Here is a 26,514-nt window from a genome sequence, read left to right as displayed (position 1 = left end):
GATGGTACTGCAGGGGGGACCCTGTGGGAGAGTAGGACGCCGCCGAACAATCTTTAGCCTCAGCCCCCGGACCCATGGTCCGGGGGCTGAGGCATTTCTGCGTTCAAGGCCCTTTTCACGACGGGCGGACCAGCTTCGCCTCGTACGCCAGGATTACCGCCTGGACGCGGTCGCGGGAGCCTGTCTTCGCCAGAACGCGGCCCACGTGTGTCTTCACCGTTGATTCCGCGAGGTGGAATCGGGCTGAGATCTCGGCGTTCGTCCAGCCTTGGCCGATGACGGTGAGGATCTCCCGTTCCCGATCCGTGAGCAGCGCGATTCCCGGATGGGGTGCCTCGGTTGCCGCTGTCTCCGCCTCCGTGTTTGTGCTCGGCAGACGGTGGGCGTACGCGTCCAGCAGGCGGCGGGTGAGGCTCGGTGCCACCACCGCGTCGCCGCTCGCGACCGCGCGGATGCCGGACAGCAGCTCCTCGGGGAGCGCGTCCTTCACGAGGAAGCCGCTGGCGCCGGCCCGGAGGCCCGCGTACGCGTACTCGTCCAGGTCGAAGGTGGTCAGGATGAGCACCCTCGTACGACTGCCGGCCGCGACGACACGGCGGGTTGCCTCGATGCCGTCGAGGCCCGGCATCCGTACGTCCATCAGGGCGACGTCCGGGTGGAGTTGGGCGATCAGGCGTACGGCTTCGGCGCCGCCGCTCGCCTCGCCCACCAGGCTCATGTCGTCCTGGCTCTCCAGCAGCATCCGGAAGCCCAGGCGCTGCAAGGGCTGGTCGTCGGCGATCAGTACGGTCGTCACAGCCGGCTGTCCTCGTCGTTCGGCAGATACAGATGGACCCGCCAGCCGCTGTCGGGTGGCGGCAGCGGTCCGACGTCAAGTGTGCCCGCGTACAGGGCGGTTCGCTCTCGCATGCCGGTGATGCCGCGCCCTCCTGGCCGCGTTGGGGTCGGTCGGCCCGTGTCGATGATCTCCGCGGTGATGGACTCGGGGGTGCTGCTGAGCGTGACTGTCGCTGTGGCGTCCGGGCCGGCGTGCTTGAGGGTGTTCGTGAGGGCTTCCTGGACGACTCGGTAGACCGTGAGCTGGCGGCCCTTCGGCGCGGTTTCGAATCCTGCCAGTCCCCCCAGTCTCCCCAGTCCTCCCAGCCCTTCGAGGTCGAAGTCGCCCGTGACCGTGACCTGTACAGGCAGGCCCGCCGCCCGTACGCCGTCGATGAGTTGCTCCAGTTCACCGAGGCCGGGCTGGGGCGCGAGTTCGGCGGGGGTGGGGGTCTGGGCGTCGTCGTTCTGCAGGATGCCGAGGAGGCGGCGCAGTTCCGTGAGGGCCTGACGGCTGGTGGTGGCGATCGCGTCCAGGGCCTCGGTGGCGCGCTGCGGGTTCTTCTTCGCCGCGTACGAGCCGCCGTCCGCGAGGCCAGTGATGACCGAGAGGTTGTGGCCGAGGATGTCGTGCATCTCGCGGGCGATTCTGGTGCGTTCGGCGGCTGCGGCGAGTTGGGCCTGCTGGTCGCGTTCGATCTCCAACTGCTTCGCCCGTTCTCTCAAGGAGGCCGTGTACTCCTGCCTCGTACGGACCGCGATCCCCAGCAGTGCCACGGCTGCGAAGCTCGTCAGTGACGACTGGAGGGGGATGATCCAGCCGCCCTCCGGGAAGCGCACCGCCCCCACGACGAGGGGGACGCCCAACAGCACTGCCGTGTGCGCGAGTTGGCGCAGCGGCAGCCGTAGCGCGATGTTGAAGACGACGATCAGCTGGCAGAACACGGCGATCTGCAGCTCGGCGCCCGACCACGCCTGGAGCAGGGCGAACGGCAGCGCCGCGAGGAGCGTCTCCAGGGGATGCGTACGGCGGCGCAGTACGGTCAGCGGGAAGCCCACGGTGCAGACCGTCGCCGCCCACATCGGCACGTCGGGGTTAGGCGCGAACGATCGCCAACCGCCGGCGGTCAGGTCGACCACGCCGCCGAGCAGCAGGCAGCCCGTCAGCAGCAGGTCCCAGACGAGCGGGCGCGACGCGTCGAAGGCGCTGATCCGCTGGGCTGCCCGGTTGATGAGCTGGGTGAGCGATCCGTCGTCGCGCGCGCTGTGCGGTTCCGGCCCGCTCACCTCTACCCCTGCCTCTGCCCCTACCCCCGCCCCTGTCACTGCGCTTGCCTCTGCCCCGTTCATTTCTCCATCGTCACGCATCGCGCCGCTTGAGCAGCCAGCCCGCCGCTCCCAGTGCCGCGGACGCCCACAGGAACAGAGTGACCAGGGCCGTCCCGTCCGACAAGCCGCTGTCGTGCTGCTGGACCGCGCCGAGGGCTTCGGAGGCACGGGCCGGGAAGTACGCGACGGCGTTCTTGACGGCTTCGGAGGACACCGCCAACAGCACCTCCGGCAGGATCACCATTCCCACGAAGAACGCGCCGATGGCCCCCGGCACGGAGCGGATCAGCGCGCCGAGGCCGAGGCCGAGCACGCCGAGGAGCGTGAGCGCGACCGCTGTACCCACGACAGCACGGGCGATCCCCGGATCGGCGAGCGAGGCGCCCATGTCCGTGTCCGCGAGGAAGAGTTGGGCGAGCAGGAAGGTCGTGAAGACCGTGACCGTGGTGACGACGAGCGTCACCGCGGCGAAGACCGTCGCCTTGGCCCACAGGACGGGAAGCCGCCGTGGGACGGCGGTGAGCGAGGCGCGGATCATGCCGGTCGAGTACTCGCCCGCGCTGAACAGGATGCCGAGCACGGGGAGGATGATCTGCCCGAACTGGACGCCGATCAGGGTCAGGACGACGGGGTCGCTGACCTCACCGAGGCCACCGCCCGCCGGCTCGTGGCCGACCGCCATGACCAGGCCGGTGGCGAGGATGAGGACCGACGCGGCCGAGAGCGTGACCCAGGTGGAGCGCAGGGTCCAGAACTTGTGCCATTCGGAGCGCAGGACCCGGGCGGGAGTGATGCCCACGCGGGCTGGGACGGTTCGCGGAGTCCGGGCGGTTCGACCAGTCTGTGTGGTGCGTGTGGTGCGTGCGGTGCTCATGCCGTCGCTCATGCCGTCGCTCCTGTCAGTGCCTCGTGGGTGGTGCCGGCCTGGTACTCGACCTCGTCGCGCGTCAGATCCATGAACGCCTGCTCCAGCGACGCGGTGCGCGGCGTCAGCTCGTACACGGGGACGGCGTGGGCGGCGGCGAGACGGCCGATGTACTCGCCGTCGACGCCCCGTACGTCCAGCTCGTAGGGGCTCGCGCCCGGTGTGATCTCGATGCCGGGACCCGCGAGCAGCGTCGCCAGCGTCCCGGCCTCCGGCGAGACGACTCTCATGGCCGCGACGCCCGAGTCCCGTACGAAGTCGGCGACCGTCGTCTCGGCGAGCAGCCGGCCGCGCCCGATGATGATGAGCCGTTCGGCGGTCAGGGCCGTCTCGCTCATCAGGTGGGAGGAGACGAGGACCGTACGGCCCTCCGCGGCAAGGGACTTGAGGAGGTTCCGGATCCACAGGACGCCCTCCGGGTCGAGGCCGTTGACCGGCTCGTCGAGGATGAGCGTGGCCGGGTCGCCGAGCAGGGCCGCCGCGATGCCGAGACGCTGGCCCATGCCGAGGGAGAAGCCCTTCACGCGGTTTCCCGCGACGTCGGTGAGGCCGGCCAGGTCCAGGACGTGTTCGACGCGGGAGCGGGGGATGCCGTGGGTGTGGGCGAGTGCCATCAGATGGTGGTGGGCGGTGCGGCCCGGGTGCACGGCGCGGGCCTCCAGGAGGGCGCCGACCTCGTGCAGCGGGGCGGGGTGCGCGGCGTAGGAGCGGTGAGAGTCGCCGACGGTGACGTGGCCGGCGGTGGGGGCGTCGAGGCCCAGGATCATGCGCATGGTCGTGGATTTGCCGGCCCCGTTGGGCCCGAGGAAGCCGGTGACGGCGCCCGGCTCGACGATGAAGGTGAGGTCGTCGACGACGGTCTTGCCGCTCTTGTCGGTTCTGCCGCCGTAGCGTTTCGTGAGTCCGTTGGCCTTGATCATGGCTTCGACGGTAGGCAGCGGGCGGGTGCGGAACGTCGGACCGGGGGCGGGCATCGCGTACGGGGCGTACTACCCCGGTACGACGCGCCCGGTACGACGCGCCCGGTCCGACTCGGCGGGGGCGGCAGGAGTCGGCGGGGGTCGGGCCGGGACGAAACCCGTTTGTGCGCGGCGGCGGAGGGCACGGAGGATCGTGGAATGGACCGGACGTATCGCGCGGAGCGCGCCGTAAATCTTGAAAACGCCGGATGGGCGGTACGTGCCGTGCGTGCCAACGAGTGGGTCCGGGCGAAGGAGCTTCGGCTGGACGCCCTGCGGGATCCGGCCGCGCCGATCGCGTACCTCGAAACGTACGAGGACGCCATTCAACGCCCGGACTCCTTCTGGCGCGAGCGGACGGAGCGCTCGGCCGGGGGCACGTCGGTACGGCAGTTCGTGGCCGAGCCGGCGGGCGACGGTGGTGGGTGGGCCGGGTCGGTGGTGGCGCTGGTCGAGCGGCGGGACACGACCGATGCCTTCGGCGGCGTGAGCGCGTACGACCAGGTGCATCTCGTCGCTGTGTACGTACGGCCGGAGCACCGGGGCGCCGGTCTGCTGAAGGAACTGTTCGACGCGGCCACCGCGTGGGCGTGGTCGCTGGAGGAGCCCCGTGTCGAGCGCGTGCGGCTGTACGTGGACGAGCGGAACGGGCGGGCGCGGGCCGCGTACCGCAAGCTCGGGTTCGAACCGACCGGGCAGACCGTCCCCGTGGAAAGCGCCCCCGGGGAGGGCGATCCCGGGGAGGGCGATTCCTCCGCGCGGGAGTTCGAGCTTGCGGTGGTGCGGCCGGAGGGCGCGGGGTCGCGCGGGGGTGAACCCGGCTGAACGGATCGGCTCAGGCGGGCAGTTCCTGATGCGGCCAGCGGTCCGGCCAGCGGTCCCGCCCCTGTTCGCGTGAGCGCAGCAGGACCAGCGCGGGCATTCCGTGCTCGTCGCCGTCGGCCAGCAGCTCGGGCAGCGCGGGCAGTGGCGCCACCGCCGCCACGTCGTCGAGGACCAGCGTCATTGGTGGGTCGAGCCGACCGGCGGATGACCGTACGGCCATGCGGCGGCCGTGCTCGACCACGCTTGAGGCGAGAGCGGTCAGCAGCGGCATCGCTCCCGGACGGGTGCGCGGATCTTCGATCGGCTCACCCACCACATAGAGCGTGCCCCCCTCGGCCGCAAAAGAATCCAGCGCGAGCGAGTCGGCACGATTGGGTGTGCACGCCTCACGGATATGGACGGACGACAGGGACGCCAGCGCGCGGGTCGTCAACTGCTGGGCGATCTCCCGGCGTTCGGGGTGCGAGGTGAGCGCGGACTCCAGCAGGCCCGCGAGGCCGGAGGCGGCCTTGGGGTGCGTACGCAGGAGCCGTACGGCCTCGTGGGCGCCGCCGCCCTGCGCCCAGCGGTGCACCTGCTTGAAGGGCCGCGCGTCCACGGCGGCGGCGTGCAGCCAGCAGCGCAGCAGGGTCTCCGCCGTGTCGGCCATGGCGGCGTCGAGGCGCGCCAGCGGGCGTACGGGCGCGAGAAGCGTGACGGCACGCGCGGCGGCGGTGTCGGCGTCCTCGCAGCCGGTGGTGGGGGACCAGTGGAGACGGGCCGGGGTGTCGCAGAGATGGCCGGGGTCGTAGACGAGGACGGGGCCGAGTTTGGCGCGCGCGTCCTTGGTCTCGGCCCAGACGGTGGGGTCGGACGTGACGACGAGCGCGGGGCCCTCGGCGTCCTGGATGGCCTGCACGGCGGCGGGGCGGCGGGTGTGGGGGGCGCCGTAGCGGACGTGGGCGTAGGGGGCGGTGCGGGGAGCGGGGACGGGGAGAGGGAGAGCGGCGGGCTTGGTGGGCGGGGGTGTCGGGGCCTGCTCGACCGGGCTCTGCTCGACCGGGGCGGGGGCTGCGGGAGTTGGGCGCGGCTGCACCGGTGGTGCGTACGGTGCCGGGGCCTCCCGTACGCGCTCCTCCACACGCTCGACGGCCCGTTCCTCCGCCAACTCGTGTCCCGACTCGTGTTCCCGCTCGCGCCCCTGCTCGCGCGCCCGTTCACGTTCCTGCTCGCGCCCCCGCTCGCGCGCCCGTTCACGTTCCCGCTCGTGTTCCCGGAGCCGTACCGTACGCAGCGCGCGCCAGCGGGTCACCACGCCCAGCACGAACACCGCCAGCACGGCCGCCACCATCAGCTCGCCGATGAACAGGCCCCAGAACAGCCCGTATCCGGACAGCTCGCCCGGCGGGGTGTCCGGCCAGGCCGCCGGGAGGTCGTCCGGGGCCGAGACCAACTGCCGTACCGCCATCGGCGTACGCATGAAGGTCACCGAGTCCGGCCACGAACCGTGCGCGAAGACCGCGGCGAGGCCCGTCGCCAGCCACGCGAACAGCGTGACCCCGAGCAGAAAGCCCAGCACGCCCAGGATCAGCCCGTCCGGGATCCCGCGCTGATCGCCCGGCCGGGGCCCGCCCCCGCCTCCCGCCGCCATGCCGCTCACGCCACCGTGGACTCGGAGGACGCGTTCAACCGCTGCTGCTCCATGAGGATCGCGCGCTGTTCGGCCTCCCACTCGGCGGCCCGTACGTCGTCGGGCAGCCCGCCGGTCATGGCGTCGGCGGCGTCCGAGGCGTCGGACGCCTGGCTGTTCTCCGTCATGGCGCGGTCGGTGAAGACCAGGGGCCGTTCCGCCTCGGTGACCAGGTGTTTGACCACCTGGACATTGCCGTTGACGTCCCACACCGCGATACCGGGAGTGAGGCTCGGGATGATCTCGACCGCCCAGCGCGGCAGGCCGAGGACCTGGCCGGTGGCTCGTGCCTCGTCCGCCTTCTGCGCGTAGATCGTCCGGGTCGACGCCATCTTGAGGATGGCGGCGGCTTCCTTCGCGGCGGCGCCGTCGACCACGTCGGAGAGATGGTGGACGACCGCCACGAACGAAAGACCCAGCCGACGGCCGAACTTGAGGAGCCGCTGGAACAGCTGCGCGACGAACGGGGAGTTGATGATGTGCCAGGCCTCCTCGACCAGGAAGATGCGCTTCTTCCGGTCGGGGCGGATCCAGGTGTGCTCCAGCCAGACGCCGACGATCGCCATCAGGATCGGCATCGCGATCGAGTTGCGGTCGATGTGCGAGAGGTCGAAGACGATGAGCGGCGAGTCCAGGTCGATGCCGACGGTCGTCGGGCCGTCGAACATGCCGCGCAGGTCACCGTCGACGAGCCGGTCCAGGACGAGGGCGACGTCGAGGCCCCAGGCCCGTACGTCGTCTATGTCGACGTTCATCGCCTCGGCCGACTCCGGCTCCGGGTGCCGCAGTTGCTCCACGATGTCCATCAGGACGGGCTGGCGCTCCACGATCGTGGCGTGCACGTAGGCGTGCGCGACCTTGAGGGCGAAGCCGGAGCGTTCGTCCAGGCCGTGCCCCATGGCGACTTCGATGATCGTGCGGAGCAGGGCGAGCTGCCCGGTCGTGGTGATCGCCGGGTCGAGCGGGTTGAGCTTGATGCCGCCGTCCAGGGCCGCCATCGGGTCGAGCCGGATGGGGGTTATGCCCAGCTCCTGCGCGATGAGGTTCCACTCGCCGGCGCCGTCCTCGCCCTGGGCGTCGAGGACGACGACCTGGCGGTCGCGGAAGCGCAGCTGCCGCAGGACGTACGTCTTCTCCAGTGCCGACTTGCCGTTGCCGGACTCACCGAGGACCAGCCAGTGGGGGGCGGGGAGTTGCTGCCCGTACAGCTGGAAGGGGTCGTAGATGTAACCCTTGCCGCTGTAGACCTCGCGACCGATGATGACGCCCGAGTCGCCGAGACCGGGGGCGGCGGTCGGCAGATAGACGGCCTGCGCCTGGCCGGTCGACGTACGGACCGGGAGCCGGGTGGTCTCCACCTTCCCGAAGAGGAAGCTGGTGAAGGCGTCCGTGAAGGCGGACATGGGATCTCGCATCACAGGCCCCTATCAGCGGCGGTCGGTCGGGTGGCGGCGGCGGTGCTCATCGGCGGATGCCGGTGGCGAACGGCAGGGTGTTCACGAACGCCCGGTGGTGCTCGCGGTCGCACCACTCCAGCTTCAGATACGACTTGCCGGCCGACGCCCGGATCGTCCGCTTGTCCCTGGCCAGGGCCTCGGGCGAACGGCTCGACACCGTGATGTACCCGACGATGTTGACCCCCGCCGCACCGCTGGCGAGATCTTCACCCCGCTGGTCGAGCCGGCCGTGTGCCGCGATGTCACGCGGGTCGACGGTGCGGTTCATCTTGGCGGCGCGGCTCGCGTCGGCCTCGTCGTTCGTCTTCTCCGTGAGCATCCGCTCGATGGCGACCTCGGTGGGCTCCAGGTCCATGCAGACCGCGACCGTACGGATCACGTCGGGCGTGTGGACGAGCAGCGGGGCGAGGAAGTTGACGCCGACCGGGGTCATCGGCCACTCCTTCACCCAGGCCGTGGAGTGGCACCAGGGTGCGCGGGTGGACGACTCGCGGGTCTTGGCCTGGAGGTACGTCGGCTCCATGGCGTCCAGCTCGGCGGGCCAGGCGTTCCGCTTCGTCATGGCCTGGATGTGGTCTATGGGGTGGTCCGGGTCGTACATGGAGTGCACGAGCGAGGCGAGCCGGGCCTGCCCGAGCGGCTGCCGGACGCGGATGTCGGCCTCGGCGAGGCGGGCGCAGATGTCGGTGAGTTCGCGGGCCATGACGACGGCGAGACCGGCGTCCTTGTCGAGCCTGCGGCCGCGGCCCTTGCCGCCGGCGGCCTGGCGGGTGGCGCGGGCCATGGCCTGGCCCTCGGAGGCCAGTTCGCGGGTGTAGTGCATGCAGGCCACGAGGTAGGCGCGGTGCTGCTCGCTGGAGGTCGAGACCATGGACTGGAGTTGCTCGTACGACTCCTGGAGCCAGCCCGGGGAGCCGGAGTCGCCGCGCTGGGCGACGTCCTTCGCGTGCGCGTCCGGGTCGGCGGGGAGCGTACGGGCGAGCATCTGGAGGCGGGTGACGAAGCCGTCGCCGTTGGCGACGTGCTTGAGGAGTGTGCCGAAGCGGTCGACGAGCGCTTCCTGGTCCTCGCTGTCGCGCAGGCCGACGCCGGGGCCCTCGATCTCGATGGCGGCGGTGACGGTGCGGCGGTCGGCGTGGAGCAGTACGGCGATCTCGTCCGGCCCGAAGGGCGCGGCCAGCCAGTTGATCCGTCCGATACCGGGCGGCGGACCGACCTCGACCTCACGTCCGTCGGCCGCGGTGCCGGACTCCATGGCGGCGGAGCGGTAGGTGGTGCCGTTGCGCAGGGTCCGTTTGAAACTGCGGTTGATCTCGAACCACTTGTAGACGGTGCGGTGCTTGTACGGGACGTACACCGCGGCCAGCGCGAGGAGCGGGAACCCGAGCAGCGTCACGATCCGCAGGGACAGGACGGGGACGATGAGCCCGCTCATCATGCCGAGGAACGCGCCGACGATGATCAGCGCGATCTCGCCCGTCTCACGGTTCTTGCCGACGATCGCGTTCGGCCGCGCGCGGCCGATGAGATACGTACGGCGGGGCGCGATGGGATGGGACTGAATCGTCAACGCCCTCCACCTCCTGTGCTGTTGTTACCGGTTCCGCGATTGCCGTGGCTGGTGCGGCTGCTGTGGGGGGTGCCGCTGGTGGGGCTGGTGGGGCGGGGTGCGGAGGCGGGCGAGGGGACGCCGCCGCCACCTCCGCCGCCGCTGCCGCCGCTTGATGAGGGGCGGCTGCTGTGGGCGGCGACGCCACCGGAGACGGGGTTGGACGGGCGGGCCCCGCTACTGCTGCTGCTTTCGCCGCCACCGCCTCGGCCGCTGTGGGTCTTGATGCCCTGCGAGACGACACCGGCGGGCGAACTGATCACGGCGGCGGCCCGGCCGCCGTCGGTGGACAGTTTGGCGTTGCTGCGGGCGCTCGCGATCTCGTCGCCGAAGCCGGGGACGAAGCGGTAGATCATGGCGGAGGCGAAGATCGCGAGGAGGATGATGGCGAGCCCGGAGACGACGGCCGAGAAGGAGTCGGGCCCGTCGTCGGACGAGGTCAGCGCGCCGGCGAGGCCGAGGACGATGACGATGACGGGTTTCACCATGATGACCGCGATCATGAGCCCGGCCCAGCGGCGTACGTGGCCCCACATGTTCTTGTCGACGAGCCCGGCGTAGACGACGACGCCGAGGAGGGCGCCGACGTAGAGCAGGATCGCCCGGATGAACAGCTCCAGATAGAGGATGCCGGCCGCGAGGATCGTCACGAGGGACACGACGATCAGCATGATCGGCCCGCCGCCGATCTCGGTGTCCTTCTTCAGCGCCTCGGAGAACGTCCCGAAGAAGACATCCGTCTCCCCACTGGTCCCGCCGGCGATGACTTCGGTGACGCCGTCGGTGGCGGAGACGAGTGTGTAGAGGATGAGCGGCGTGAAGGCGGAGGCGAGGACCGTGAGCCAGAGGAAGCCGATGGCCTCGGAGATGGCGGTGGTGAGAGGAACGCCCCGGATGGCGCGCTTGGCGACGGCGAGGAGCCAGAGGATGAGGGTGAGGATGGTGGCGGCGGCGAAGACGACGGCGTACTGGGAGAGGAAGGCGGTGTTGGTGAAGTCGACCGTGGCGGTCTCCTTCACGGCCTTGGAGAGGGTGTCCACGGTCCACGCGGCGGCGTCGGCGCAGCCGCGGGCGAGGGAGGTGAGGGGGTCGAGGGCGCTGGTGGGGTCGTTGAGGGGGGAGTTGTTGCTGCTGCTGCCGGGTTCGCCGTTGTCGCAGAAGTCGCGGGCGGGACCGGCGATCAGCTCACACGGGTCGTCACTCGCGCTCGGTGTCGGCGACGGTGTCGGCGCCGCGACTGCCCGAGTGGCGAACAGGAACACGCCCGCCTGGGCGGCCGCGAGGGTGACGGCCGCCGAGCGGAGAAGGTGTCGAGGGCTACCGGGCATAGGTGAACCCTCCGAATTCATTCACCGCGTCAGCGATCTCGTCGGACCCGGACACGGGGTTGTCCCCGGTGACGGGTGTCGGACCCGTCTTCTGGCTCGTCTCTACGACCTTCCAGTCGGATCCGTCCCACTTGAGCTTCACGTTCACCGTGAACCAGCCGTTCGTCACCGGCTTGGTCGACGAATCCCCGGTCAGCCCGAACAAACCCATGCACCAGACGTTGATGTCGGCGGTGTCGGTCGCGAACTTCGCGACCTTTGTGCCCGCGGGGAGCGTGCGGTTGACGAAGGTGGAACCAGTTGGAGCCGTACCGTCGGGCTCCAGGCCGATGTTGGACAGGAACGCGGGCGAATAGTCGGCGTCGAACCCTGACTGGAGTTTGGTCGCCGAGTCGGCGTGCGCGATGGCCTGCACGATGTCGCGACGCCGTTGCTCGTTGAACATGCCGTCGGATCCAAGTACCGCCGCGTAATTCGCCGCCGCACTCTCCGCCCCCTGCTCATCCTTCGCGAACCCCGAAGGAATCCCCCCGTTCTTCCCCGTCACCGGCTTCACCCCCGACGCCGCCGTCGGTTCCGAGCCCGACGCTCTGTCGTCGCCGCCCCCGGCGCCCGACGCGCCGGAGTCGCCGCCGCCCCCGCGGTTCGCGAACGCGATAGCCGCGATCAGCAGCACCACCACACCCACCACCGCGATGAGCGAGCGCGAGCTGCGCTGGGGGCGGCGGCCGCCGCCGTACCCGTCGCCGCCTCCGCCGTCCGGCAGGCGCGTCCGCGTCTGGCCCATTCCGCCGAAGCTGTCGTCCGTCGTACGGCCCGGGTCGCCCCCGTGGCCGTGCTCATCGCCGAAGCTCATGCCGCGTCCGCCCCCTCGACCGGTTCAACCGTATGCAGTTCCGCTAGCGCCACCGCGTACGACGGTAGCGCTGGTTTCCGCGCGGGCGCGGTGTGGTGACTCGACATCAGGGAGACGCAACCTCGGGCGGATGGGCGCGACGGACGGATGGTGTTGAGAGTGGACCGGCGTACGGGCGTACCCGGTGCGGATCGGACATGGCCGATATGGCGCTAAACAGCCATCCCGTACACAATCGTGAAGACTGTCCCGAGCGACCCGATGATGAAGACGCCGGTCAGGCCGGCCACGATCAGACCCTTGCCCTGCTCCGCGCTGAAGGTGTCCCGCAGCGCTGTCGCGCCGATACGCTGCTTGGCGGCGCCCCAGATCGCGATGGCGAGACAGAGCAGGATGGCGACGGCCATCACCACCTGGACAATCACGCGAGCCTCGGCACCGAGGTTCCCGAAGGGCCCCCAGCTCGGAGCGATACCACCGATGATGGTGTTGATGTCGCCCTTCTCGGCGTCCACGTCCATGCAACTCACCGCCCCTGTTGGGTTGTTAAGTACCCGCGCCGGGCGGCACGGATCGCCTTCTATCTTCGCTGATGGAACCGGCCTCGTATGCCGACTTGGCGGGTCTCTTTACCCGATCCCCGCACGTTTGACCGATCCGACTGCCCTGACCTGCGTCGTGAACCGGAGTATGCGGGTACGCGTATGGTCACTCTGTGTATCACGGAGGGTGACTCCGGGCAATGATTGGCGTTGTGCACTCTTGAGCCCGCCGCGGTTTTGCGTCCGTGCGCCATCCGTGCGCCGCTCGTGGGCGAGAGGCGGGCCCACCGTACGGGTGAACCTGCGCGGGGTGCCTCGCTGTTGCCGAAGGCGCCCGATGCCAACGGGGGACGGGCCTTCCGCCCTCCCGTAGCCGCGCGGCCGGTCCGTCCCCATCTCCTCCGCGCCTCATCGACCCCTTCCCGGGTTGGGACAGTGCCACCCGACATCCCGGACAACAGAGGACAGGGGCGGGTGGCATGGCGGGCATGGCGGGCTATTCGGGCGGTTTGCAGGCGTTGGCCGACGAGGCGGGCGCGGCGGGCTCGGCGTCGGGCGCCGCCTCGGGGGAGCGGCTGCGGCACGGCGACGGGCCGTGGACCCGGGCGGCGGGCGGGGCCGAGGTGATGCGGACGCAGATGTCGTATCTGAAGGCGGAGTTCGAAACGGCGCACGAGGGCGTGGCCGGCTGCGGGGACGGGCTGAGCGTCGTCGCGGTCCTGGGGACCGTACGTACGTCATGGGAACGGCGCATCGAGGCAGCCCGCGACGAGTGCGGAAGCCTCGGGGGCCGACTGCGCGCGGTGGCGAAGACGCAGGGTGAGCACGACGCCGCGGTCAGGTCGGGGCTGGCGGGGGTCGACGCGGGGGCGGGGCGGTGAGCCCGGCGAGTTCGGTGAGCGGTGGGCTGACGTGGGCGCAGTTACGGGACGTGAGATGCGCCGAGTTGGAGGGCGCGGCGGACGGCTGGGGCAAGGCGAGCAACCGCGCGGACGCGGCCCGCGACCGGATCGACAAGCAACTGCTCGCGGGGCTGACGGCGTCCCAGGAGGGCGAGGCGGCGCGGGCGGCGGTCGGGCGGCTGCGGGCGCTGGGGCGGAACTTCCAGTACATCTACACGGAGTGCGGGCTGGTCCGTACGACGCTGAACAGCCTCGCCCAGGACCTGCGGGGCTCGCAGCGGCAGCTTCGGGACGCGCTGGAGGAGGCGGCGGGCCTGAAGTTCACGGTGCAGGCGGACGGATCGGTGAGCTACCCCGAGGCCGGGGAGGACCCGCTCACGAAGGAGAAGCTGCGGGGCGGTACGGCGACCGGCCACGCGTACCTGCGGTCCGCCCCGCCGCAGGGATTCACGAGCCCGAACCCGCTCGCGGCGAAGGCGCAGGCCATCGCGGACCGGATCGCCCGCGCGCTGAGCGAGGCGGCGGAGGTCGACGCGCGGTACGCGCGGACGCTGCGGAAGCTGACCGCGCAGGACGGTCTGAAGGTCACGGACGCGATGTGGGCGGACGCGAACGCGGACGCGACGGCGGTGCGCGCGCTGACGGCGGACTACCTGAGAGCCGCGATCCCCCACGACGGGACGCCGGCGGAACGCCTGGCGTGGTGGCAGGGCCTGACGCCGGAGCAGCGGGAGGAGTACCTGGCGGTCCACCCGGACACCATCGGCAACCTGGACGGCATCCCGGCGCCGATCCGCGACGCGGCGAACCGCGACAACCTGGCGCTGCTGATGGGCAAGTTGGAGGGCGCGGACGACGAGAGGTCGCGGACGATGCTGGCGGGGCTGAGATCCATCGACGGGCAATTGCGGGAGGGCGGGCATCCGCCGATGTTTCTGCTGGGTATCGGGGACGAGGGGAATGGGCGGGCGATCGTGTCGTACGGGAACCCGGATACGGCGAGGAATGTGTCGGCCTATGTGCCGGGGCTGGAGACGGGGTTGGACGAGAGGTTCGCGGAGGACGACTTGAAGCGGGCGAAGGACACGATGACCGGCGCGGCCGAGTACGACTCGTCGACGGCGTCGATCGTATGGCTGGGTTATGACGCGCCGCAGCTTTCGCTCGACGACGTCACGGGGAATACGGACGTCATGTTCACGGACAACGCGAAAGCGGGGGCGTCGGCGTACGGCGACTTCATGGCGGGAATCGCGGCAACGAACGAGAACGCCGACCCGCACTTGACGGCAATGGGCCATTCGTACGGCTCCCTCACGGTGGGCCAGGCCGCCCAGCGGGAGGGCGGTATTCCGGGCGTCGACGACATCGTGCTGGTGGGCAGTCCCGGTACGGGTGCGGATTCAGCGGCTGATCTGGGAGTGGGCAGCGACCATGTCTATGTCGGCGCGGCGGAGAACGACCCGGTGACGCGAATGCCGGCGAAGGGGGAGGCCCAGGGAATGGGAATGGGCGCGCTCGGGGGTGCGTCGGTGGGAGCGGCGCTGGGCGGGCCGGTGGGGGCGGCGGTCGGCGGGGCGGGCGGGGCGGCGATGGCGTACTTCGCACAGGACGCGCAGACGCCGAAGAGCGAGATCTGGTTCGGCACGGACCCGGCGCACGAGGATTTCGGAGCGCGGAGATTCCGGGTGGAGGACGGGCCGCGGCCGGTTATGGATATGGGTGGGGTGAAGGCGCATTCCAACTATTTCGACCCGGAGAAGGATGAGGAGTCGGCCGACAACGTCGCGCTGATCGTTACGGGACGCGGTCATCTGGTCAGTGGTCAGGAGCGCCGGTGAGAACACTCCGATCAGCGGGCATTCTGGTCTTGCTCTGGTTGGCGGCCGGATGTACGTCTCCCCCTGGTGGCACAAGCGAAGAAAAGAAGGCATTGGGTATGGATATGCAAGAGGCAGCCGTCCAGGCCGACTCCATCATGCTGAGAACTCTGAACGGGGTCAGGCCGGAGCTGCGGTGGAATCACGGACCTTCGATTGACAGTCGTTGCGACGATGCGCCCGGCACCGGTTCCGTGAAGCGTCGCATCGCGGTCATGACCATCGTTTCAAAGGAGCGACGTGGGAGTCTGCTCGGTGTTGTGGAGCGCGACTGGAAGGGGCGCGGGTATCAGGTCACCAGTGTGCGAGCGAGTGAAGAATTGCCCGCCATGTACGCATCGACGCCTGACGGTTTTCGGATGAGGGTCGCCGTCGCCGGCGAAGGCCAGTTCTTCCTCTCCATCACCACCCCCTGCTTCACCGAGTCCGACGTCGCCGATCCCAAGACCCGGCCGAACACCCCGCACCGCGAAGGTGGGTACCCCCAGCGTCCCGACATCCACGACGACTTCTGGTCCGCCCCTACACCCCCACCCCGCACCTGATCCACAGCCAGCTCCCTCTCCCATGACCTGACGGCGGCCGATCCCCGCAGCCGCGCGGCCCGGAGCCGCGGACCGGGCGCCCAAGGACCCCAGTTGGTCGGCTCGGGATCGCCCCTGGGGCGAGTAGACCGTCGTCCACCGCCGCGTCGCCTCGGACGAGAACGACAGGAGCTTCGTCCGCACCGGGTTCATGTTCGGCAGTCTGTCCGAATAGAGCCGACACGAGCGGCGGGAAAATGGCGGTGAACGTCGTCCGGATGGGGGAGGGTTGAGGGGTGCGGAAATTCTGGATGGCCGGTGTGGTCGGGCTCGGGCTGAGCCTGTGCTTCATCGCGCTGCTCGTCGTCGGGACATACTCCGCCGCTGCCGGGCTCGTGGGTGGCGCGGGAGGCGGTGGGGCGGTCGGGCTGGCCAAGGGGGCCGTGCCCGCGAAGTATCAGCGGCTGGTGCAGGAGTGGGGCAATCTCTGCCCCGCGATCAATCCCGCGCTGCTCGCCGCGCAGCTCTACCAGGAGAGCGGCTGGGACCCCGGCGTCGAGAGCCCGGCGCAGGCCCAGGGGATCGCGCAGTTCATCCCGGGGACCTGGGCGGCGCACGGCGTCGACGGGGACAAGGACGGCGACCGCGACGTCTGGGACCCGCAGGACGCGATTCCGTCGGCCGCGACGTACGACTGCAAACTCGCGGGGTACGTGGACGATGTGCCGGGCGATCAGACGAAGAACATGCTCGCGGCGTACAACGCGGGCGCGTACGCGGTCATCAAGTACGGGGGCGTCCCGCCGTACGCCGAGACGCAGAACTACGTGAAGATCATCACCACCCTCGAGCAGAGCTTCGCCCGCCCCGTCGGCCGCGTGGAACCCTCCAAGCAGGCCGCCGCCGCCATCTACTACGCGCAGCAGAAGCTCGGTACGAAGTATCTGTGGGGCGGCAACGGCACTCCCGAGCAGCAGGGGCGGTTCGACTGTTCCGGGCTGACGCAGGCCGCCTATCGGTCCGTCGGGATCGAGTTGCCGCGGGTGGCCAACGATCAGTACAACGCCGGTGAGCATCCCTCGCGTGACGAGCTGATGCCCGGCGATCTGGTGTTCTTCTCCGACGACCTCACCAACTCGCGGGCCATCCGGCACGTGGGCATGTATGTCGGCGGCGGGTACATGATCAACGCCCCGTACACCGGCGCCGTGATCCGGTTCGACAAAATTGATACGCCTGACTACTTCGGAGCGACCAGGGTCACCGAGGACGGCGCGAAATCGTTGCCGACCGATCTGCCCACCGAGCGGAAGTCCGGTACGTAAAACGGCTGACGGGACGTCGGTCCGACGGAGCGTGAGGGTGGCGAAGGGTTGACGCCCGGAAGGGTGGAGTCGGGCCCCGGCGGGGGTGCGCGTGGCCGGAATTATCCGTTCGTTCACCCCTCTGAGCTGGGACGATGTGTCACTCTTCGATAACGTCCTGGAGATCGTCCCGTGAAGACTGGAACCTGTAGGGGTATCAGGCCGTTCCCTGGACTGGGGCTGTGGCGTTGATCGCGCAGCACTGACCGCAGGCACCACGGGGGTTGGTGGAAGCGACACGCCCGGAGGCGTGTCGTGGTGGGCGACAAGGCAAGGGGCCGCAGCACATGGCTGGACTCGCGATCGATGGGTCGAACCCCGACGTCAGCCTGCTCTACGACATCAACGGGCTGGCCAAGTCCGCCCCCGACTGGTTCGACCGCGGCATGGAGTTCGTCGGCGAGTACGGGATCATGATCGGGCTCGTCCTCGTCGCGCTCTGGTGCTGGTGGAGCGTGCGGCGGCGGGGGGCGGCAGAGGATTCCGTGGCCGCCGTCGCCGGGCTGCTGTGGGCGCCGCTCGCCGCCGGTGTCGCGTTGCTGATCAACATCCCCATCCGGGGGTTCGTCGGGCGCGACCGGCCCTTCGTCGACCACATGGGGCTGGACGTCCTGGTGGCGGGCAAGACCGACTTCTCCTTCGTCAGCGACCACTCGACCATGGCCATGGCCCTGGGCGCGGGCATCTTCGTCGCCCACCGCAGGTTCGGCCTCGCCGCGATCGGGCTGGCGCTCGTCGCCGGCTTCAGCCGGGTGTACATGGGCGTGCACTACCCGACCGACGTGATCGGTGGCTTCGCCCTCGGTACGGCCGTGGTGCTGCTCCTCGCGCCGCTCGCCATGGCGCTGCTCACCCCTCTGGTCTCGGCGATCTGCCGGTCGCCGCGCGTGGGGCTGCTCGTACGGTCGCGTGCCGCGCGGGACGCCGACCGTGCCGAGGCCGCCGAGGCGCCGGGGACCCGGCCGCTCGGCATCCCCGAGCCACGGCCCGACGACAACAACCTCGCCGCGTAGCCGCTATCAGGACCTAGAGCGCTTGCGGGAAGTCGAACAGGCGCGTCGGGTCGTAGCGCTCCTTCAGCTCCTTCAGCCGGTCCGCCGCCGGGCCGTAGTACGCCTTGCGCCAGTCCGTCAGCGCCGGGTCGGTGTAGTTCTGGTACGCCGCGCCCGACGCGTGGCTTCGTAGCGAATCTTGGCTGGTTTTCAGCCATGCCCGCTGCGAGGTGCCGGGTGTGCCGGGGCGCCAGGACGCCACGTACTGCGCGAGCATCCGGGAGCCGCGGTGCACGAAGGCCGTCGCGAGTGGGTCCACGCGGTTGATCGCGCCGCCGAGCGCGGTCAGCGCGACCGTGCCCGACCCCGCGCCGTCGGCGACCTTGATCCGGCTGAAGTCCTCCACGGCCGACAGCACCGTGCCGATGCCCGCCGACGACAGCGACCGGTCGAAGAAGTCCGAGGTCGCGGCGTACGTCTCCCGTGACAGCGCGCCCTCCATCCCCCGGCCAGGGGTGGTGCCGGGCAGTCGGCACCGGTCCTCGCCGAATCCGGCGCAGCCGGCGTACGCGAGCATCGACTCCTCGTAGCCGCGCGGGCGCAGCGAGACGAAGCTCGCCGGGGAGCCCGCGCGGTCGGCGAGCCGGTCGAGGGCGTTCTTGAGGTCGGACTCGGCGCCGAGGGTGAAGGCGGAGACCGAGAGCGTCGGGTCGGCGCCGCCGCCCGCGCCGACCGCGAGATGGAGCGAGGACCAGATCTCGTCCGGCTGGTCGGGGCCCCACTCCTGCCAGGCCGCCAGCACCGAACGGGCCTTGGACCACGGCCAGTTGAGGTTCGCCGCCACTCCGGTGGACGCGGGGTGGGTGCGGAAGCGCAGCTCGGTGACGACGCCGAAGTTGCCGTTGCCCGCGCCGCGCAGGGCCCAGAAGAGATCCTTGTGCTGCTCGGCGTCGGCGGTCAGGCGCTTGCCGTCGGCCGTCACGATCGTCGCCGAGGTGAGGCTGTCGCAGGTCAGACCGTACGCGCGGGAGACGACCCCATGGCCGCCGCCCAGGGTGAGACCGGAGATGCCGACGGTGGCGCACGATCCGCCCGGGATCGTACGGTCCCGCCGGGCGAGTGCGCCGTAGATGTCGACGAGCTTGGCGCCCGCACCGATCACACCGTCCGACGCGGCGTCATCAAGGGCGTCGAGCGACGAGATGTCGATGACGAGCCGGCCGTTGCCGCTGGACCAACCGGCATAGGAATGGCCGCCGTTGCGGATCGAGACGGGCGTGTCGTGCGCGCGGGCGAAGGCCAGGCACTCCCGGATGTCGTCCTCACCGGCGACGTACGCGACGGCCGCGGGTTTCAGATCGTCGAAGCGCGTGTTGTAGAGCTGGCGGGCCGTCGCGTACTCGCTGTCCCCGGGACGTACGAGCTGACCGTCCAGCCCGGAGGCGAGCGTGCCCCAGGTGGGGGAGGAGGAGGTACGGGGCGCAGGGGGCTTGTTCGCGGTGGAGCCCGGGGTGTCCGACGAACCCGACGAGCCCGGCGAACTGGTTCCGCCGTCGCTCGTGCAGGCGCTCACCGCGCCGGCCGCCGTCATGGCCAGCGCGCCGGCCAGCAGTGTGCGCCGTTCCATCGGACGTCCTCCCCCCGCCGTTTCCGTCACGTCAGTCTGCCGTCGCATGGGACGCGGCGTCCGTTCTCGCCCGGTCGCGGGAGCGCCTGGCCGGTCCCGACCAGCCGCAGGTGCAGCGCGCCAGGGAGAAGGAGCCGCGCTCGACAGTAGACGTGGAGTGGGGGGAGTGAGGTGTGTGGGGGGCGGTGGGCGGGTCCGAGGTTTCTTGCTCGCGCACCCGTCCACCGTACTCGCGCGTACGTTCCCGGCCAGGGGCGGTGCGTGACGAGGCGCGCGGGGCGTCGTTATCGGGACAGGGCGGCTCTCGGACAGGCAACGGCAGGCATCGGCAAGCAACGGTAGGGCGTTGGGGGTTGGCAGGCGATGGTGCAGCAGCGCAGACGCAGGGGCGTGGCGGTCGTCGCCGCTGCCGTCACGGTGGTGGGGGTCGTGGCCGGGGCAGCCGGTTGTTCCGGGAGCGAGGGCGCCATGGCCGAGGACCGACCCCCCGGTGACCCGGCCGCGGTCCGCGGCGCGGCGGACGCGCTGGTCGGGGCGGGCAGTTCCAAGGCCAAGACCTCACTGGTGATGGCGACGGGCGGGACGCGCGTGACCATCAGGGGCGAGGGCCGGTACGACTTCCGTAAGCGGATGGGGCAGCTCTCGGTCGTGCTGCCGAAGGACCCGGCCGGCGCGGACGAGCACCGGCCGATCTCGGAACTCCTGGCGCCGGCCGCCCTCTATATGAAGAACCGGGGCGCCGGGGTGCCCGAGGACAAGTGGGTCATGCTCGACTCGACCACCCTCGACGACGGCAATCTGGTCACCGGCGGCGCGACCGATCCGCTGACCGCCGCCGAACTGCTGCGCGCCGCGGAGGACGTGGTCCTCGTCGGCGAGCAGGAGTTGGCCGGCGTCCGCGTGTCGCACTACCGGGGCGTCACCGACATCGGGCGGGCCGCGAAGCAGGCGGCGCCGTACGCGCGCGAGGCGCTGGCAGCGGCGGCGCGGGGCTTCGCCGAGGACGCCGTACCGTTCGACGCCTATCTGGACGACGCGGGGCGCCTCCGCAAGGTCAGACACCAGTTCAGCTACCGGAATCAGGGGCGTACGGTCGCGGTCGCCTCAACCACCCTGCTGTACGAGTTCGGGGTCGCCGTCGGGGTGCGGCTCCCCCCTGAGGACCAGATCTTCACCGGGAAGATCAAGGTGTAAATGGTCCGGACGTGCCATGCGCGTCACGTCTCACCCTCCTTACCCTAGGAAGTCGGCAGTCGACACCGCCAGGAAGACGACACCGGCAGGAAGAGGTGAATGCACGTGGCACTGTTGCGCACGCCGACCGTCCAGGACCACGTGGCCCTCGCCGAGATCGAACTCTGCGGAGAGCTGATGATCGCGGCGTCGGCCGCGGACGGTGAGCGGCTCAGCCCGGACCGTATCGACGAGGTGCTGAAGGTGGGCGCGGACCGCGGCGAGAGATCGCCCTGCCACTGACCGGCGCGGTCGGGTCGGGTCGGGTCGGGTCGGGTCCGGACCGATCCTGAACGTCGACCCGTCGGCCGTCGACCCGTCGGCCGGCCGATCCTCGGCGGGGTTCAGGTACGCAGCAGACGCGCGATGGCCTTCGTCGCTTCCTGCACCTTGTCGTCGATCTCGTCCCCGCCCTTGACCGCCGCGTCCGCCACGCAGTGCCGCAGGTGCTCCTCCAGCAACTGGAGCGCGAAGGACTGGAGGGCCTTCGTCGAGGCCGAGACCTGGGTGAGTATGTCGATGCAGTAGACGTCCTCGTCGACGAGCCGCTGGAGCCCCCGGATCTGGCCCTCGATCCGGCGCAGCCGCTTGAGGTGCTCGTCCTTCTGCTTGTGGTAGCCGTGCACACCGCGATCGTGGTCGGTGACGATCTCGTCGCCGTCTGTCGTGGCCGTGCCGGCCGCCGTGCCCGTACCGGAGGTCGCGTCGCTGGTCGCCGCGCCTGCCGCCTCGGTGGTCGTCATCGCGTCCTCCTGGTGGGGTGTTCGTGAGAGATGTCCGAAAGGGGCGTAAATACCCCAGGTAGGTATATGATACCCAGTCGCGCGCGCAGGGGCAGGGGCACGTCATGATCGTCGTGTCCCATGCAGCACACTGATGGACGCCGGTTAGCCGTGGCCGGATGATGCGCTTAGCATCAGCCTGACCGAATCCGATGTAACCCGAGGACCCCCCGTGCGCTTTCGTCTGACCCCCAGGGAGACGAGCTTCTACGACATGTTCGCCGCGTCCGCGGACAACATCGTCACGGGCTCCAAGCTCCTCATGGAACTGCTCGGAGCGGATTCCTCCGCCAGAGCCGAGATCGCGGAACGGATGCGGGCGGCGGAGCACGCGGGGGACGACGCCACGCACGCGATCTTCCACCAGCTGAACTCCTCCTTCATCACGCCGTTCGACCGCGAGGACATCTACAACCTGGCTTCGCAGCTCGACGACATCATGGACTTCATGGAGGAGGCCGTCGACCTGGTCGTCCTCTACCAGGTCGAGGAGCTGCCCAAGGGCGTCGAGCAGCAGATCGAGGTGCTGGCGCGGGCGGCGGAGCTGACCGCCGAGGCGATGCCCCACCTGCGCACGATGAACAACCTCACCGAGTACTGGATCGAGGTCAACCGCCTGGAGAACCAGGCCGACCAGATCCACCGCAAGCTGCTCGCCCAGCTCTTCAACGGTAAGTACGACGCCATGGAAGTCCTGAAGCTCAAGCAGATCGTGGATGTGCTCGAGGAGGCCGCCGACGCGTTCGAGCACGTCGCGAACACGGTGGAGACGATCGCGGTCAAGGAGTCCTGAACCACGTGGACACCTTCGCCCTGATCGTGACCATCGGTGTCGCGCTCGGCTTCACGTACACCAACGGCTTCCACGACTCCGCGAACGCCATCGCGACATCGGTGTCAACGCGTGCGCTGACGCCGCGCGCGGCGCTGGCGATGGCCGCCGTGATGAACCTCGCAGGGGCGTTTCTCGGCCAAGGGGTCGCCAAGACCGTCAGCGAAGGGCTGATCGCCACGCCGCACGGGCAGCGAGGGATGGGGATCCTCTTCGCCGCGCTCGTCGGGGCGATCGTCTGGAACCTGGTCACCTGGTACTACGGCCTCCCGTCCTCCTCCTCGCACGCGCTCTTCGGCGGCATGGTGGGCGCGGCGCTCGCCGGCGGGACCGAGGTGATCTGGACCGGGGTGCTGGAGAAGATCGTCATCCCGATGTTCCTGTCGCCCATCGTCGGGCTGGTCATCGGCTATCTGGTGATGGTCGGCATCATGTGGATGTTCCGCCACTCCAACCCGCACAAGGCCAAGCGCGGCTTCCGTATCGCGCAGACGGTCTCGGCGGCCGGCATGGCGCTCGGGCACGGGCTCCAGGACGCGCAGAAGACGATGGGCATCGTGGTGATGGCGCTGGTCATCGCCGATGTCGAGGGTCAGGGCGACGAGATCCCGGTGTGGGTGAAGATCGCCTGTGCGGTGATGCTCTCGCTGGGTACGTACGCGGGCGGCTGGCGCATCATGCGGACGCTGGGCCGCAAGATCATCGAGCTGGATCCGCCGCAGGGGTTCGCGGCGGAGACGACGGGGGCGTCGATCATGTTCGGCTCGGCGTTCATCTTCCACGCGCCGATCTCGACGACGCACGTCATCACCTCGGCGATCATGGGCGTCGGCGCGACGAAGCGGGTGAACGCGGTGCGGTGGGGTGTCGCGAAGAACATCATCCTGGGCTGGTTCATCACGATGCCGGCGGCGGCGCTCGTTGCGGCGGTCAGCTTCTGGATCGTGAACCTGGCCTTCGGCTGACGCACCCGGAACATGAGTGGGCCCGCCCCCTGGGAGAGGGGCGGGCCCTTCGCCTTGCGGTGGCACCGCCATGCAGCACCGCAAGGACGGCTTTCGGCGCCGGTGTCTATCCGAAGCGGCCGGAGATGTAGTCCTCCGTGGCCTGGACGGACGGGTTGGCGAAGATGCGCTCCGTCTCGTCTATTTCGATGAGCTTGCCGGGCTGGCCCACGGCCGACAGGTTGAAGAACGCCGTACGGTCCGAGACCCGCGCCGCCTGCTGCATGTTGTGCGTCACGATGACGATCGTGAAGCGCTCCTTGAGCTGGCCGATCAGGTCCTCGATCGCGAGCGTGGAGATCGGGTCGAGCGCCGAGCACGGCTCGTCCATCAGCAGCACCTCCGGCTCGACCGCGATCGCGCGGGCGATGCACAGGCGCTGCTGCTGGCCGCCGGAGAGGCCGGAACCGGGCTTGTTGAGGCGGTCCTTGACCTCGTTCCAGAGGTTGGCGCCCTTGAGGGACTTCTCGACGACGTTCGCCAGTTCGTTCTTGCGGTACTTGCCGTTGAGCCGCAGACCGGCCGCGACGTTGTCGAAGATCGACATCGTCGGGAACGGGTTGGGCCGCTGGAAGACCATGCCGACCGTACGGCGCACCGCGACCGGGTCGACGTTGGCGCCGTACAGGTTCTCGTCGTCCAGCAGGACCTTGCCCTCGACGCGGCCACCGGGCGTGACCTCGTGCATGCGGTTGAGGGTGCGGAGGAAGGTGGACTTGCCGCAGCCGGACGGGCCGATGAAGGCCGTCACGGAGCGGGGCTCGACGGTCATGGAGATGTCGTCGATCGCCCGGTGGGTGCCGTAGTACGCGGTCAGGCCGCTGACGTCGATTCGCTTGGCCATCTGAATCACTGCTTTCTGCGTGACCCCGCTCGGCGGAGCCGGATTTCGGGGCCTCAGCGGCCGGTCTTGGGGGCCTTCCAGCGGGCGATGCCGCGGGCCACCAGGTTGAGGATCATGACGAACGCGATCAGTACGAGGGCCGCGCCCCAGGCGCGGTCGACCGCGGCGTCGGTGCCCACCGAGTACTGCTCGAACACATACAGCGGCAGGGACGACTGGGCGCCTTCGAACGGGTTCGAGTTGATGAGCTTCGTACCGAACACGAGCAGCAGCACGGGCGCGGTCTCACCGGTGATACGGGCCACCGCGAGCATCACGCCGGTGGTGATGCCACCGATCGCCGTGGGCAGGACCACCTTGAGGATGGTGCGCCACTGCGGTACGCCCAGCGCCAGGGACGCCTCGCGCAGCTCGTTCGGGACGAGCTTCAGCATCTCCTCGGTGGAGCGCACGATCACCGGCATCATCAGGATCGCGAGTGCCAGGGCGCCGGCGAATCCGGAGAATCCGAAGTCGAACATCAGGATCCACGTCGAGAGGATGAACAGGCCGGCGACGATGGACGGGATACCGGTCATCACGTCCACGAAGAAGGTGACGGCGCGGGAGAGCTTTCCCTGTCCGTACTCGACGAGGTAGACGGCGGTCAGCAGACCGATCGGCGTGGCGATCAGCGTCGCGATGGCGACCTGCTCGATGGTGCCGAGCAGCGCGTGGTAGATGCCGCCGCCCTCGTCCGTGTCGAGGAGTCCGCTCATCGAGTGCGACAGGAAGTACCCGTCGACGACTCCCGCGCCCTTGCTGATGGTGGTCCAGGCGAGCGAGAGCAGCGGGATGACGGCCAGGATGAAGCAGACCCAGACCAGACTCGTCGCGACCTGGTTCGTGCCCTGCCGGCGGCCTTCCACCTTGGCGGTGATCAGATACGTGGCGCCGATGAAGATCAGCGCGGCCAGCAGACCCCACTGGATCTTGCTGTCCAGCCCGGCCACCAGCCCGATCAGGCAGCCCAGCGCCGCGGAGCCGGCGGCGATGGCCAGGGGCGACCAGCGGGGCATCCGCGCGTGGGAGAGCGAGCCTTGGGGTTCGGCGACCGAGGGCCGCTTGTCCTGAAGCGTGTGGCTCATGCGTTGGCCCCCGAGTACTCCTTGCGGCGGGCGATGATCGCGCGGGCCGCGCCGTTGACCAGCAGTGTGATGACGAAGAGGATCAGGCCGGAGGCGATCAGGGCGTCCCGGCCGAACTCGTCCGCCTCGTTGAACTTGGCGGCGATGTTCTGCGCGAAGGTGCCGCCGCCCGCGTCGAGGATGTGGAACGAGAGCAGGAAGCTCGGCGAGAGGACGACGGCGACGGCCATCGTCTCGCCCAGCGCGCGTCCGAGCCCCAGCATCGAGGCGCTGATGATGCCGGAGCGGCCGAACGGAATCACGGACATCCGGATGACTTCCCAGCGCGTGGCACCGAGGGCCAGTGCGGCCTCCTCGATCATCTTCGGCGACTGGAGGAAGACCTCACGGATGACGTTGGTGATGATCGGCAGGATCATGATCGCCAGCAGGATGCCCACGGTGAACAGGTTGCGGGCGATGCCTTCGTTGGTCTTCTCGAAGATGTACGTCCAGGCGAAGTACTCGTTGAGCCACTTGTTCAGGCCGTCGAGGTACGGGACGAGGAAGACGGCGCCCCAGAGGCCGTAGATGATGCTCGGTACGGCTGCCAGCAGGTCGACCAGGTAGGCGATCGGCGCGGCGAGCCTGCGGGGCGCGAAGTGCGAGATGAAGAGCGCGATACCTATGGCGATCGGGACAGCGATCACCATGGCGATGATCGAGCTGACGATGGTGCCGAAGACCAGTACGGCGATACCGAAGGACGGCGGGTCGCCCTGCGGGTTCCACTCGAAGGTGGTGAGGAAGTTCGTCTCGTCCTTGGAGATCGCGAGCGTCGCGCGATAGGTCAGGAACGCGGCGATGGCGGCCATGATGACCAGCAGGGTGATACCGGAGCCACGGGACAGACCCAGGAAGATCCGGTCGCCGAGCTGCTTCGGCCCCTTGCTCGCGCCCTTGTTCTCAAGGGTGGGGGGTGGCGGTGCGTCGTTGGGTGCGGCTGCTGTATCCATCGTTTCTCCGGTCTGCGGAGCCGGGTCGCGGCTCCTGGCGGCGGTGCACCGGAAGACGTGGCCGGCCCCGCGCGGCGGGACCCGCCACCGCCG

Annotated in this window: 25 protein-coding genes; 10 read left to right on the top strand and 15 right to left on the bottom strand. The window is 69.7% G+C overall.

Annotated elements, in window-relative coordinates; genetic code table 11:
• Positions 1-115 precede the first annotated feature (115 nt).
• The 4 genes from ACFUN8_RS28345 to ACFUN8_RS28330 all read right to left on the bottom strand — a co-directional run bounded on the left by ACFUN8_RS28345 (position 116) and on the right by ACFUN8_RS28330 (position 3,990).
• Entirely contained in the window at positions 116-796 is a 681-nt protein-coding gene (locus ACFUN8_RS28345; protein WP_383643398.1) for a response regulator, read from the bottom strand.
• A complete protein-coding gene (locus ACFUN8_RS28340) occupies positions 793-2,103 on the bottom strand; it encodes a sensor histidine kinase (protein WP_383643395.1) in 1,311 nt (436 codons plus the stop codon). The genes ACFUN8_RS28345 and ACFUN8_RS28340 overlap by 4 nt, the downstream gene beginning before the upstream one ends.
• A gap of 73 nt (positions 2,104-2,176) precedes the next feature.
• Positions 2,177-2,944 (bottom strand): ABC transporter permease, encoded by a 768-nt coding sequence (locus ACFUN8_RS28335; protein ID WP_383643392.1) that lies wholly within the window; start codon positions 2,942-2,944, stop codon positions 2,177-2,179.
• An 83-nt stretch (positions 2,945-3,027) separates the two neighbouring features.
• The gene (locus ACFUN8_RS28330; RefSeq protein ID WP_383643389.1) at positions 3,028-3,990 is read right to left on the bottom strand and encodes an ATP-binding cassette domain-containing protein; all 963 of its coding nucleotides are present in this window, start codon (positions 3,988-3,990) and stop codon (positions 3,028-3,030) included.
• 198 nt (positions 3,991-4,188) lie between these two features.
• Here ACFUN8_RS28330 and ACFUN8_RS28325 point away from each other — a divergent pair, with 198 nt between their 5' ends.
• On the top strand, positions 4,189-4,854 hold the full coding sequence (locus ACFUN8_RS28325) for a GNAT family N-acetyltransferase (RefSeq protein ID WP_383643386.1): 666 nt from the start codon (positions 4,189-4,191) through the stop codon (positions 4,852-4,854).
• A 10-nt stretch (positions 4,855-4,864) separates the two neighbouring features.
• Here ACFUN8_RS28325 and ACFUN8_RS28320 read toward each other — a convergent pair whose 3' ends face one another.
• The 6 genes from ACFUN8_RS28320 to ACFUN8_RS28295 form a co-directional block, all read right to left on the bottom strand.
• On the bottom strand, positions 4,865-6,484 hold the full coding sequence (locus ACFUN8_RS28320) for a type VI secretion protein (RefSeq protein WP_383643401.1): 1,620 nt from the start codon (positions 6,482-6,484) through the stop codon (positions 4,865-4,867).
• A 5-nt stretch (positions 6,485-6,489) separates the two neighbouring features.
• Positions 6,490-7,938: an ATP-binding protein gene (locus tag ACFUN8_RS28315; protein WP_383643384.1), complete on the bottom strand. Its 1,449-nt coding sequence runs from the start codon at positions 7,936-7,938 to the stop codon at positions 6,490-6,492.
• 46 nt (positions 7,939-7,984) lie between these two features.
• Positions 7,985-9,550 (bottom strand): SCO6880 family protein, encoded by a 1,566-nt coding sequence (locus tag ACFUN8_RS28310; protein ID WP_383643381.1) that lies wholly within the window; start codon positions 9,548-9,550, stop codon positions 7,985-7,987.
• Positions 9,547-10,917, bottom strand: coding sequence for a hypothetical protein (locus ACFUN8_RS28305; RefSeq protein WP_383643377.1), 1,371 nt, complete (start codon positions 10,915-10,917; stop codon positions 9,547-9,549). Before ACFUN8_RS28305 ends, ACFUN8_RS28310 begins: the two co-directional genes overlap by 4 nt.
• On the bottom strand, positions 10,907-11,773 hold the full coding sequence (locus ACFUN8_RS28300; protein ID WP_383643374.1) for a hypothetical protein: 867 nt from the start codon (positions 11,771-11,773) through the stop codon (positions 10,907-10,909). Before ACFUN8_RS28300 ends, ACFUN8_RS28305 begins: the two co-directional genes overlap by 11 nt.
• Positions 11,774-11,985: 212 nt before the next feature.
• Positions 11,986-12,294 (bottom strand): hypothetical protein, encoded by a 309-nt coding sequence (locus tag ACFUN8_RS28295; RefSeq protein ID WP_382561608.1) that lies wholly within the window; start codon positions 12,292-12,294, stop codon positions 11,986-11,988.
• 500 nt (positions 12,295-12,794) lie between these two features.
• Here ACFUN8_RS28295 and ACFUN8_RS28290 point away from each other — a divergent pair, with 500 nt between their 5' ends.
• The 5 genes from ACFUN8_RS28290 (at position 12,795) to ACFUN8_RS28270 (ending at position 17,998) form a co-directional block, all read left to right on the top strand.
• A complete protein-coding gene (locus ACFUN8_RS28290) occupies positions 12,795-13,196 on the top strand; it encodes a hypothetical protein (RefSeq protein ID WP_383643371.1) in 402 nt (133 codons plus the stop codon).
• A complete protein-coding gene (locus tag ACFUN8_RS28285; RefSeq protein WP_383643368.1) occupies positions 13,193-15,058 on the top strand; it encodes an alpha/beta hydrolase in 1,866 nt (621 codons plus the stop codon). Before ACFUN8_RS28290 ends, ACFUN8_RS28285 begins: the two co-directional genes overlap by 4 nt.
• A gap of 98 nt (positions 15,059-15,156) precedes the next feature.
• Positions 15,157-15,642 carry a hypothetical protein gene (locus ACFUN8_RS28280; RefSeq protein WP_383643365.1) on the top strand — a complete coding sequence of 162 codons (486 nt, stop codon included), beginning with the start codon at positions 15,157-15,159 and terminating at the stop codon, positions 15,640-15,642.
• A 290-nt stretch (positions 15,643-15,932) separates the two neighbouring features.
• Entirely contained in the window at positions 15,933-16,946 is a 1,014-nt protein-coding gene (locus ACFUN8_RS28275; protein ID WP_383643363.1) for an NlpC/P60 family protein, read from the top strand.
• Positions 16,947-17,272: 326 nt separating this feature from the next.
• Positions 17,273-17,998, top strand: coding sequence for a phosphatase PAP2 family protein (locus ACFUN8_RS28270; RefSeq protein ID WP_383643360.1), 726 nt, complete (start codon positions 17,273-17,275; stop codon positions 17,996-17,998).
• A 13-nt stretch (positions 17,999-18,011) separates the two neighbouring features.
• Here ACFUN8_RS28270 and ACFUN8_RS28265 read toward each other — a convergent pair whose 3' ends face one another.
• A complete protein-coding gene (locus ACFUN8_RS28265; protein WP_383643357.1) occupies positions 18,012-19,604 on the bottom strand; it encodes an FAD-binding oxidoreductase in 1,593 nt (530 codons plus the stop codon).
• A 363-nt stretch (positions 19,605-19,967) separates the two neighbouring features.
• Here ACFUN8_RS28265 and ACFUN8_RS28260 point away from each other — a divergent pair, with 363 nt between their 5' ends.
• Entirely contained in the window at positions 19,968-20,798 is an 831-nt protein-coding gene (locus tag ACFUN8_RS28260; RefSeq protein WP_383643354.1) for a hypothetical protein, read from the top strand.
• A 99-nt stretch (positions 20,799-20,897) separates the two neighbouring features.
• The gene (locus tag ACFUN8_RS28255) at positions 20,898-21,080 is read left to right on the top strand and encodes a hypothetical protein (protein WP_382561596.1); all 183 of its coding nucleotides are present in this window, start codon (positions 20,898-20,900) and stop codon (positions 21,078-21,080) included.
• Positions 21,081-21,181: 101 nt separating this feature from the next.
• Here the strand turns inward: ACFUN8_RS28255 and ACFUN8_RS28250 are convergent, their stop codons facing one another.
• Positions 21,182-21,580: a metal-sensitive transcriptional regulator gene (locus ACFUN8_RS28250; protein WP_382561595.1), complete on the bottom strand. Its 399-nt coding sequence runs from the start codon at positions 21,578-21,580 to the stop codon at positions 21,182-21,184.
• A 211-nt stretch (positions 21,581-21,791) separates the two neighbouring features.
• On the opposite strand from ACFUN8_RS28250, the gene ACFUN8_RS28245 reads away from it, so the two are divergent.
• On the top strand, positions 21,792-22,412 hold the full coding sequence (locus ACFUN8_RS28245) for a DUF47 domain-containing protein (protein ID WP_382561593.1): 621 nt from the start codon (positions 21,792-21,794) through the stop codon (positions 22,410-22,412).
• 5 nt (positions 22,413-22,417) lie between these two features.
• Positions 22,418-23,416, top strand: a complete 999-nt coding sequence (locus tag ACFUN8_RS28240) for an anion permease (RefSeq protein ID WP_383643350.1) — start codon at positions 22,418-22,420, stop codon at positions 23,414-23,416.
• A gap of 106 nt (positions 23,417-23,522) precedes the next feature.
• Here the strand turns inward: ACFUN8_RS28240 and pstB are convergent, their stop codons facing one another.
• The 3 genes from pstB to pstC are packed head-to-tail and all read right to left on the bottom strand — an operon-like array spanning position 23,523 to position 26,421.
• On the bottom strand, positions 23,523-24,299 hold the full coding sequence (pstB, locus tag ACFUN8_RS28235) for a phosphate ABC transporter ATP-binding protein PstB (protein ID WP_354605527.1): 777 nt from the start codon (positions 24,297-24,299) through the stop codon (positions 23,523-23,525).
• Positions 24,300-24,352: 53 nt separating this feature from the next.
• Positions 24,353-25,426 carry a phosphate ABC transporter permease PstA gene (gene pstA, locus ACFUN8_RS28230; RefSeq protein ID WP_383643347.1) on the bottom strand — a complete coding sequence of 358 codons (1,074 nt, stop codon included), beginning with the start codon at positions 25,424-25,426 and terminating at the stop codon, positions 24,353-24,355.
• The gene (gene pstC, locus ACFUN8_RS28225) at positions 25,423-26,421 is read right to left on the bottom strand and encodes a phosphate ABC transporter permease subunit PstC (RefSeq protein ID WP_383643344.1); all 999 of its coding nucleotides are present in this window, start codon (positions 26,419-26,421) and stop codon (positions 25,423-25,425) included. The genes pstA and pstC overlap by 4 nt, the downstream gene beginning before the upstream one ends.
• Positions 26,422-26,514: the final 93 nt, after the last annotated feature.

Origin of the sequence: Streptomyces sp. NPDC057307, from assembly GCF_042667665.1 — a bacterium.
Lineage (GTDB): Bacteria > Actinomycetota > Actinomycetes > Streptomycetales > Streptomycetaceae > Streptomyces.
Note: the sequence above shows the minus strand (reverse complement) of the source record. Positions and strands in the feature narration are given on the sequence as shown.

Coding starts and splice junctions, on each gene's coding strand:
- ACFUN8_RS28315 (WP_383643384.1), bottom strand. CDS start 7,938: ATGCGAGATCCCATGTCCGCCTTCACGGACGCCTTCACCAGCTTCCTC.
- ACFUN8_RS28295 (WP_382561608.1), bottom strand. CDS start 12,294: ATGGACGTGGACGCCGAGAAGGGCGACATCAACACCATCATCGGTGGT.
- ACFUN8_RS28320 (WP_383643401.1), bottom strand. CDS start 6,484: ATGGCGGCGGGAGGCGGGGGCGGGCCCCGGCCGGGCGATCAGCGCGGG.
- pstA (WP_383643347.1), bottom strand. CDS start 25,426: ATGAGCCACACGCTTCAGGACAAGCGGCCCTCGGTCGCCGAACCCCAA.
- ACFUN8_RS28255 (WP_382561596.1), top strand. CDS start 20,898: ATGCACGTGGCACTGTTGCGCACGCCGACCGTCCAGGACCACGTGGCC.
- pstB (WP_354605527.1), bottom strand. CDS start 24,299: ATGGCCAAGCGAATCGACGTCAGCGGCCTGACCGCGTACTACGGCACC.
- ACFUN8_RS28280 (WP_383643365.1), top strand. CDS start 15,157: ATGGATATGCAAGAGGCAGCCGTCCAGGCCGACTCCATCATGCTGAGA.
- ACFUN8_RS28270 (WP_383643360.1), top strand. CDS start 17,273: ATGGCTGGACTCGCGATCGATGGGTCGAACCCCGACGTCAGCCTGCTC.
- ACFUN8_RS28275 (WP_383643363.1), top strand. CDS start 15,933: ATGGCCGGTGTGGTCGGGCTCGGGCTGAGCCTGTGCTTCATCGCGCTG.
- pstC (WP_383643344.1), bottom strand. CDS start 26,421: ATGGATACAGCAGCCGCACCCAACGACGCACCGCCACCCCCCACCCTT.
- ACFUN8_RS28300 (WP_383643374.1), bottom strand. CDS start 11,773: ATGAGCTTCGGCGATGAGCACGGCCACGGGGGCGACCCGGGCCGTACG.
- ACFUN8_RS28305 (WP_383643377.1), bottom strand. CDS start 10,917: ATGCCCGGTAGCCCTCGACACCTTCTCCGCTCGGCGGCCGTCACCCTC.
- ACFUN8_RS28250 (WP_382561595.1), bottom strand. CDS start 21,580: ATGACGACCACCGAGGCGGCAGGCGCGGCGACCAGCGACGCGACCTCC.
- ACFUN8_RS28290 (WP_383643371.1), top strand. CDS start 12,795: ATGGCGGGCATGGCGGGCTATTCGGGCGGTTTGCAGGCGTTGGCCGAC.
- ACFUN8_RS28325 (WP_383643386.1), top strand. CDS start 4,189: ATGGACCGGACGTATCGCGCGGAGCGCGCCGTAAATCTTGAAAACGCC.
- ACFUN8_RS28330 (WP_383643389.1), bottom strand. CDS start 3,990: ATGATCAAGGCCAACGGACTCACGAAACGCTACGGCGGCAGAACCGAC.
- ACFUN8_RS28265 (WP_383643357.1), bottom strand. CDS start 19,604: ATGGAACGGCGCACACTGCTGGCCGGCGCGCTGGCCATGACGGCGGCC.
- ACFUN8_RS28260 (WP_383643354.1), top strand. CDS start 19,968: ATGGTGCAGCAGCGCAGACGCAGGGGCGTGGCGGTCGTCGCCGCTGCC.